Here is an 8,214-nt window from a genome sequence, read left to right as displayed (position 1 = left end):
CACCTGGGTGGACCCCGGGTTTGCGCCCCGTGCCTCCCCGATTTGTGATTTGCGGGCGCCCCCCCGGGCCGGGGCTGGGGGGCCCCGGTCGCCGTCGCGGTGCGCAGGACGTCCTGCGCACCGCGACGGCGACCGGGACCCGGTCAGGAGTCGATCGCGCCCTGGATGTCGGCGATCATCTTGTCCCAGGTCGGGACGGGGTCGGCACCGCTGACGATCGCGGCCTCCGTGACGCCCCAGAAGCTCCAGACGGACGCCATCTCGGGGATCGAGGGCATCGGCACGGCCTCGGCACCGACGGCCCGGAAGCCCGCGACGATCGGGTCGCCCGCCGAGGCGGAGTCAGCCGCGACCGTCAGCGCCGGCGGACGGTTGCCGGCCTGGTAGAGGGCGAGCTGCGCCTCCTCCGTGGACAGGAAGTTCACGAGGAAGTCGTTCGCGACGATCGCGTTCTTGCTCTCGGCGCTGAGGTAGAAGCCCTGGACGCCGACGAACGGCTGGGCGGGCTGCCCGCCCGCGGTCGGGATCGGGTCGATCGACAGGTCCATGCCCTCGAACGAGTCGATCATCCACGGGCCGCCGACGATGAACGGGGACTGGCCGTTCTTGAACGCCTCGACGGCGATGTCGTACGTGGTGTCCTGGCTGAGCACACCGGCCGCGCCCTGCGCGCCGAGCCACTGTGCGAACGCCTGGCCCTCGGGGCCGCCCATCGCGAGCTCGGACGAGTAGCTACCGTCCTCGTTCTGCGTGAAGACCGGGGCGCCGAACGACGTCTGGAACGGGTAGTGGGTGTACGGGTCACCCTTGTCACCGTCGGACTGGACCAGGATCGGGAACTGCGTCCCCGCGGCCTGGCCGGCGGCGACGGCCTCGTCCCACGTGGCGGGCGCCTCCGGCGCGAGAGCGGTGTTGCGGATCAGGGCGATGTTCTCGATCGCGTAGGGCAGGCCGTAGACCTGGCCGTCCTGCGTGAACGCCTGGATCGAGACCTCCTCGAACTCGGCCGCCTTGTCGCCGAGCTCGAGCGGGGCCACGACGCCGTTCGTCGTGAGCTCACCGAGCCAGTCGTGCGCGCCGACCGTGATGTCGGGGCCCTCGCCCGTCGGGACCTGCGCGAGGAAGTCCGCGCGGATGTCCTCGAAGTTCTTGAGGACGACCTCGACGGTCGTGCCCGTCTCGGTCTCGAAGGACTGCGCTGCCGCGGTCACGGCGTCCTGGCGGGTCTCGTCGACCCAGACGGTGAGCGAGCCGCCGGCGGAGGTGTCCTCGGCGCTCGGCTCGTCGGTGCTCTCGTCTCCCGAGCCGCCGGACGAGCAGGCGGCCAGCGCCAACGTCGTGGTCAGCGCGGCGGCAAGAAGGATGCTCCGTCGCATCAGTGGTCACTCCCAGCATGTTGCAGTGCGGTGGCGGCCGACGTCGGTTCGCACCGACCGTGGGCCCTGATGCGACGACGGTAGAGCGCGAGGTGGCACGGATGCAAGTCGTTGCGGTAACTTTCATGCAACGCTTTGCAGGGCGCCGTCCGGCGCCCGCCCGCCTCCCCCGGCCGACGGGTCCGCGTGCCTCCGTACGGAGATTCGTGGCTCGCCGGTCGGACGACCAGGACGAGGAGGTCCGGTGTCCCCTACGCTTCCCCATGTGCGCACCCGTCTCAGCGATCTCGCCGCCCAGGCCGGCGTCTCCACCGCGACGGTCTCGCGCGTCCTCAACGGGAAGCCCGGCGTCGCGAGCGAGACCCGCCAGGCGGTCCTCGCCGCGCTCGACGTGCTGGGCTACGAACGCCCCTCGACGCTGCGCACCCGATCGGCCGGACTCGTCGGCCTCGTCGTCCCCGAGCTGACGAACCCCGTCTTCCCCGCGTTCGCCCAGACGATCGAGTCGCTCCTGTCGGAGCACGGGTACACGCCGCTGCTGTGCACGCAGTCGCCCGGCGGCACGACCGAGGACGACTACGTCGACATGCTCATGGACCACGCGGTCGACGGCATCGTCTTCGTCTCCGGACTGCACGCCGACACCCAGGCGAGCCACGAGCGCTACGAGCGACTGCGCAGCCGCGGCATCCCGATCGTGCTGGTGAACGGCTTCGCCGAGGGCATCGACGCACCGTTCGTCTCGCCCGACGACGTCGCGAGCGTCGAGCTGTCGGTGCGCCACCTCGTCTCGCTCGGCCACCGCAGCATCGGGCTCGCGATCGGGCCCGACCGGTTCGTCCCCGCCCAGCGCAAGCTCGCGAGCTTCGCCGAGTCGCTCGTGCGGCACGGGCTCGTGGCCGACGAGTCCGAGGCGGCGCAGCACGTCGTCGTCACCCTGTACACCGTCGAGGGCGGCCAGGCGGCGGGCGGCGAGCTCATCGACGCGGGCCACACCGCGATCGTCTGCGGTTCCGACCTCATGGCGCTCGGCGCGATCCGCGCCGCGCGCTCGCGAGGGCTGCGCGTGCCGCAGGACGTGTCGGTGCTCGGCTACGACGACTCGCCCCTCATCGCGTTCACCGACCCGCCCCTGACCACGGTGCGCCAACCCGTGAACGCGATGGCCCACGCCGCGGTGAGCGCGCTGCTCACCGAGATCGCGGGCGAGCGCGCTCCGCGCTCCGAGCTGCTGTTCCAGCCGGAGCTCATCGTCCGCGACTCCACGGGCGCCGCCCCGGCGACGGGCGCGCCCACCGCCTGACGGCAGCACGCCGCGGCTGCACGAACGCAGCACGACGCACGCCGCGACATCGGCGACCACCCTCCGGACCCCCGGAAGGAGACCCGTCGCCCCGCCACCGCAAGCGCTTACACTCGACGGAGGGTCGGCGTCACCCCCGCTCCGCCTGCCGAGTGATCCCCCCGAAGAACCCCGACACCACGCACGTGAGGACCGACAGCTCGATGACTCGTATCGATTCGACGCCGACCACCAGCAGCACCGCGACGGCCACCGCGCCCGCGCCGTTCAGCACCGGGGCGCTCGTGCACACCGGCCCGGGCGAGGCGCCCGAGTGGTGGCGCGACGCCGTGATCTACCAGGTCTACCCGCGCTCGTTCGCGGACGGCGACGGCGACGGCGTCGGCGACCTGCCCGGCATCACGTCCAGGCTCGACCACCTGGCCGAGCTCGGGGTCGACGCCGTGTGGCTGAGCCCGTTCTACCGCTCGCCCCAGAAGGACGCCGGCTACGACGTCGCCGACTACCGCGACGTCGACCCGCTGTTCGGCACGCTCGCCGACTTCGACGAGCTGCTCGCCCAGGCGCACGCGCGCGGCATCCGCATCGTCGTGGACCTCGTACCGAACCACACCTCCGACCAGCACGCGTGGTTCCAGGCGGCGCTGGCCGCCCCCGAGGGCTCGGTCGAGCGCGCCCGCTACGTCTTCCGCGAGGGCGAGGGCGAGCACGGCGAGCTGCCCCCGAACAACTGGCAGTCGATCTTCGGCGGCCCCGCGTGGACCCGCGTCACCGCGGGCCCCGACGCCCGCCCGGTCACCGGGGCCGAGGGCGAGACGCCCGGCCAGTGGTACCTGCACCTGTTCGACTCCACGCAGCCCGACCTCGCGTGGGAGAACCCCGAGGTCCGCGAGGAGTTCGAGCAGGTCCTGCGGTTCTGGCTCGACAAGGGCGTGGACGGGTTCCGCGTCGACGTGGCGCACGGCATGATCAAGGCCGACGGCCTGCCCGACTGGGACGGCACGGTGTCCATGGTGGAGGGCACCGAGGCCGCCGACGGCGACGAGGAGGAGACCGACCCGGGTGCGCCCGAGGACGGCTCGACGGGCGCCGGCAACTCGGGCCCGATGTTCGACCAGGACGGCGTGCACGAGATCTACCGCGCGTGGCACCGCGTCCTCGCCGAGTACGACGGCGACCGCGCGCTCGTCGCCGAGGCCTGGGTCGAGCCGCTCTCGCGGCTCGCACGCTACGTGCGCCCGGACGAGATGCACCAGGCGTTCAACTTCTCCTTCCTCACGACCGCCTGGTCCGCGGCGCCGCTGCGCACCGTGATCGCGGCGTCGCTGCGCGCGAACGACGAGGTCGGCGCGCCCACGACGTGGGTCCTGTCGAACCACGACGTCGTGCGCCACGCCTCGCGCCTCGGCCTCGCGGACCCCGGTCTGCGCCCCAACGGGATCTTCGCGCACGACCCGCAGCCCGACGAGGAGCTCGGCCTGCGCCGCGCACGCGCCGCGTCGCTGCTCATGCTCGGCCTCCCCGGGTCGTCGTACCTCTACCAGGGCGAGGAGCTGGGCCTGCCCGAGCACACCGCTCTGCCCGACGACGTGCGCGAGGACCCCGCGTTCTTCCGCACCCAGGGCGCCGAGGCCGGCCGCGACGGCTGCCGCATCCCGCTCCCGTGGCACGCGGACGCCGACGGCTTCGGCTTCGGACCGTCCGGGAAGACGTGGCTCCCCCAGCCCGCGTCCTACGCGCGGTACGCCGCCAACGTGCAGCGCGGCGTCGAGGGCTCGACGTACGAGACCTACCGCACCGCGCTCGCGACGCGCCGCGCGGAGCGCCTCGGGTCGGGCACGCTCGCGTGGGTCGAGGACCACGCCGGCTCGGCGGACGTCGTCGCGCTGCGCAACCGCGACGTCGTGGTGCTGGCCAACCTCGGCACGGAGCCCGTCGTGCTGCCGCGCGGCACGGAGGTCCTCGTGGCGTCGGGGCCCGTGCTCACCGACCGGTCGGCCGACCCGCAGGTCCGCGTCCCGTCCGACACGACGGTCTGGCTGCGCGCGCGCTGACCTGCGCGCTCGGCGGAACCGACACAGGGCGGCGACGCCCGCCGGGTACGGCCGGGGTCCCCAGGGGCCCCGGCCGTCCTCATGCCCGCAGCGCGGACTCGAACGCGGCCCGGACGACCTCGGCGGTGAACGCCGCGTCGTCGCCGTAGGCGGACGTGGAGCACACCACGACGCCCGGGCCGACGGCCGCCACGCGCTCGTCGTCCCCCAGCAGACCCGATCGGTCCGGCGACCGCGGGACCGCGCGGGGAGGCACGTCGTCGCCCGGGACGACGAGCCCGAGCGCATCGCGGAACCAGAGCAGGAGGTCGAGGTCGTGACCGTCCGTCATGGACAGACGCCACGACGGCTCGCCCGCCCGCCGCATCGCCGCGTCCCCCGCTCGCCCGCCGGACCGCCGTCAGCCGCCGGAGACGCTCAGCTCGGCCTCGCGCAGGCGCTCCTCGTGCTCGGCGTCGAGCTCGCGCGAGTCGAGCCACCCGTAGGGCAGGTGCGGCGTCTTGGGCGACCCGGCCCGACCACGCTGCCCCTCGGCGGCCTCGCCGGGGTACGGGGCGTCCTGGTCGAGCGCGTCGAGGTGCCCGCGCAGCTCGTCGAGCGTCGAGACCATCGCGAGGGCGCGGCGTGCGTCACCGCCGACCGCGTAGCCCTTGAGGTACCAGGCCATGTGCTTGCGCAGGTCGCGCATGCCCTTGCCCTCGTCGCCGTCGAAGTACTCGATCATGAGCTCGCCGTGGCGGTAGATCGTGTCGGCCACCTCGCGCAGCCCGGGGCGCACGCGCTCGGACCGGCCCGCGAACGCGGCGGCGAGATCGGCGAACAGCCACGGCCGCCCCTGGCAGCCGCGCCCTACGACGACGCCGTCGCAGCCGGTCTCCTGGACCATCCGCACGGCGTCCTCGGCGGACCAGATGTCGCCGTTGCCGAGCACCGGGACGCTCGTGACCGTCTCCTTGAGGCGCGCGATCGCGGTCCAGTCCGCAGTGCCGGAGTAGTGCTCGGCGGCGGTGCGCGCGTGCAGCGAGACCGCGGCGACGCCCAGGCCCTCCGCGATCTTGCCTGCCTCGAGGTAGGTGAGGTGGTCGTCGTCGATGCCCTTGCGCATCTTCACGGTCACCGGCACGCCGTAGGGGCGCGCCGCCTCGACGGCACCCCGCACGATCGCGGTGAAGAGGTCCCGCTTCCAGGGCAGCGCCGCTCCCCCGCCCTTGCGCGTCACCTTGGGGACCGGGCAGCCGAAGTTGAGGTCGACGTGGTCGGCGCGGTCCTCGGCGACGATGATCCGCACGGCCTCACGGACGGTGGCCGGGTCGACGCCGTACACCTGCGCGGACCGCGGCGTCTCGTCCGCGCCGAACGTCACGATGCGCAGCGCCTCGGTGTTGCGCTCGACGAGAGCGCGGCTCGTCACCATCTCGGCCACGTAGAGACCGGGGTCGTCTCCGCCGCTCGCGCCGGCCTCGCGGCACAGCGTACGGAAGGCGCGGTTCGTGACGCCCGCCATCGGGGCGAGCACGACCGGGGTGTCGACGACGATCGGGCCGATCCGCAACGGCGCGAGCAGCGGACCCGTGCCGGCGGAAGCCGTGCCGGGGCCGGCGGTCGTCGTGCTGAGGAGGGAGGCTGGAGCAGTCACGCGCTCCATTGTCCCATCCGGCGCAGGATCACCCGCGAGAGGCGTTCGACGAGCGAGCAGAGGCCGGTCGTGGCAGTGTTGAGGAGGTCCGGCAATACAGGCCGGACATGGACGAAAGGGACGACATGCCTCTCTGGCTCATCCTGGTCATCGTCGGCGCCGTGCTGCTCATCCTCGGCGTCGCCATCGAGGCCGCGAAGGTCCTCATCTGGATCGGCATCATCGTGCTGGTCGTGAGCCTCGTGATCGGCCTGCTCAACCGGGCGAAGGGGGCGGCCCGCTAGCGCGAGGCCGCAGGGGGCGACGCGTCCCGAACGACGCGACGGAGGGGCGGGACCGCAACGGTCCCGCCCCTCCTGCGTGCCCGGCGCGCGGCCCCGGGGGCGCGCGCTCGGGCTGACGGTCAGGCGCCGAGCAGGTGCCCGGCCAGGTACTCGGTGACCTTGTCGAGCGCGACGCGCTCCTGGGCCATCGAGTCACGGTGCCGGATCGTCACGGCCTGGTCGTCGAGCGTGTCGAAGTCGACCGTGATGCAGAACGGCGTGCCGATCTCGTCCTGGCGGCGGTACCGGCGGCCGATGGCGCCGGCGTCGTCGAAGTCCACGTTCCAGTACTTCCGGAGCTCCGTCGCGAGGTCCTTGGCCTTGGGCGAGAGCTGCTCGTTGCGGCTCAGCGGCAGCACGGCGGCCTTGACCGGCGCGAGGCGGTGGTCGAGGCGCAGGACCGTGCGCGTGTCCACGCCGCCCTTCGCGTTGGGGGCCTCGTCCTCGGTGTACGCCTCGACGAGGAACGCCATGAGCGAGCGCGTGAGGCCGGCGGCCGGCTCGATGACGTAGGGGACCCAGCGCTCGTTCTTCGTCTGGTCGAAGTACGACAGGTCCTTGCCCGAGTGCTCCGCGTGCGTCTTGAGGTCGAAGTCCGTGCGGTTCGCGATGCCCTCGAGCTCGCCCCACTCCGAGCCGGAGAAGCCGAAGCGGTACTCGATGTCGACCGTACGGGTCGAGTAGTGCGACAGCTTCTCCTGCGGGTGCTCGTACTGGCGCAGGTTGTCGCGCGCGATGCCCAGGTCGACGTACCAGTCGGTGCGCGTGTCGATCCAGTACTGGTGCCACTCGGCGTCCGTGCCCGGCTCGACGAAGAACTCCATCTCCATCTGCTCGAACTCGCGCGTGCGGAAGATGAAGTTGCCGGGCGTGATCTCGTTGCGGAACGACTTGCCGATCTGGCCGATGCCGAACGGGGGCTTCTTGCGGCTCGCGCCCATGACGTTGGCGAAGTTCACGAAGATGCCCTGCGCGGTCTCGGGCCGGAGGTAGTGAAGACCGGACTCGTCCTCGACGGGGCCGAGGTGGGTCTTGAGCATCATGTTGAAGTCGCGCGGCTCGGTCCACTGCCCGCGGGTGCCGCAGTTCGGGCACACGATCTCGGCGAGGCCGCCCTCGGGCGCGCGGCCCTTCTTCTCCTCGAACTCCTCGATCATCTGGTCCTCGCGGAACCGCTTGTGGCAGTGCAGGCACTCCGTGAGCGGGTCGGTGAAGACGCCGACGTGGCCCGAGGCGACCCAGACCTGGCGCGGGAGGATGACGGAGGAGTCGAGGCCCACGACGTCGTCGCGGCTGGTGACCATCGCACGCCACCACTGCTTCTTGATGTTCTCCTTGAGCTCGGTGCCGAGCGGCCCGTAGTCCCAGGCGGAGCGGGTACCGCCGTAGATCTCGCCCGAGGGGAAGACGAACCCGCGCCGCTTGGCGAGGGAGACGACGGCGTCGAGACGGGCGGTGGGTGAGGGCGCTGCGGCCACGGACATCACTCCTGGTGCTCACGGCCCCGCACGTGGCTCGTGGG

The 8,214-nt window shown here is 72.5% G+C and carries 7 protein-coding genes; 3 read left to right on the top strand and 4 right to left on the bottom strand.

Annotation, left to right across the window (positions count from 1 at the left end; genetic code table 11):
• Window positions 1-143: 143 nt before the first annotated feature.
• Window positions 144-1,376, bottom strand: coding sequence for an extracellular solute-binding protein (locus ACFVN3_RS11445; protein WP_378232957.1), 1,233 nt, complete (start codon window positions 1,374-1,376; stop codon window positions 144-146).
• Window positions 1,377-1,641: 265 nt separating this feature from the next.
• Between ACFVN3_RS11445 and ACFVN3_RS11440 the strand changes: the two genes are divergently transcribed.
• Window positions 1,642-2,679 carry a LacI family DNA-binding transcriptional regulator gene (locus ACFVN3_RS11440; RefSeq protein ID WP_231581808.1) on the top strand — a complete coding sequence of 346 codons (1,038 nt, stop codon included), beginning with the start codon at window positions 1,642-1,644 and terminating at the stop codon, window positions 2,677-2,679.
• A 203-nt stretch (window positions 2,680-2,882) separates the two neighbouring features.
• A complete protein-coding gene (locus ACFVN3_RS11435) occupies window positions 2,883-4,733 on the top strand; it encodes a glycoside hydrolase family 13 protein (RefSeq protein WP_378232956.1) in 1,851 nt (616 codons plus the stop codon).
• A gap of 79 nt (window positions 4,734-4,812) precedes the next feature.
• Here the strand turns inward: ACFVN3_RS11435 and ACFVN3_RS11430 are convergent, their stop codons facing one another.
• Entirely contained in the window at window positions 4,813-5,064 is a 252-nt protein-coding gene (locus ACFVN3_RS11430) for a hypothetical protein (RefSeq protein ID WP_378232955.1), read from the bottom strand.
• A gap of 69 nt (window positions 5,065-5,133) precedes the next feature.
• Window positions 5,134-6,378, bottom strand: a complete 1,245-nt coding sequence (gene dusB, locus ACFVN3_RS11425; protein ID WP_378232954.1) for a tRNA dihydrouridine synthase DusB — start codon at window positions 6,376-6,378, stop codon at window positions 5,134-5,136.
• Between the two features lie 116 nt (window positions 6,379-6,494).
• Here dusB and ACFVN3_RS11420 point away from each other — a divergent pair, with 116 nt between their 5' ends.
• Window positions 6,495-6,653, top strand: a complete 159-nt coding sequence (locus ACFVN3_RS11420; RefSeq protein ID WP_144425673.1) for a hypothetical protein — start codon at window positions 6,495-6,497, stop codon at window positions 6,651-6,653.
• A gap of 119 nt (window positions 6,654-6,772) precedes the next feature.
• Here ACFVN3_RS11420 and ACFVN3_RS11415 read toward each other — a convergent pair whose 3' ends face one another.
• Window positions 6,773-8,176, bottom strand: coding sequence for a glycine--tRNA ligase (locus ACFVN3_RS11415; protein WP_378232953.1), 1,404 nt, complete (start codon window positions 8,174-8,176; stop codon window positions 6,773-6,775).
• Window positions 8,177-8,214: the final 38 nt, after the last annotated feature.

The sequence above is a fragment of the Cellulosimicrobium sp. NPDC057862 genome, from assembly GCF_042797035.1.
Taxonomy (GTDB): domain Bacteria; phylum Actinomycetota; class Actinomycetes; order Actinomycetales; family Cellulomonadaceae; genus Cellulosimicrobium.
Note: the sequence above shows the minus strand (reverse complement) of the source record. Positions and strands in the feature narration are given on the sequence as shown.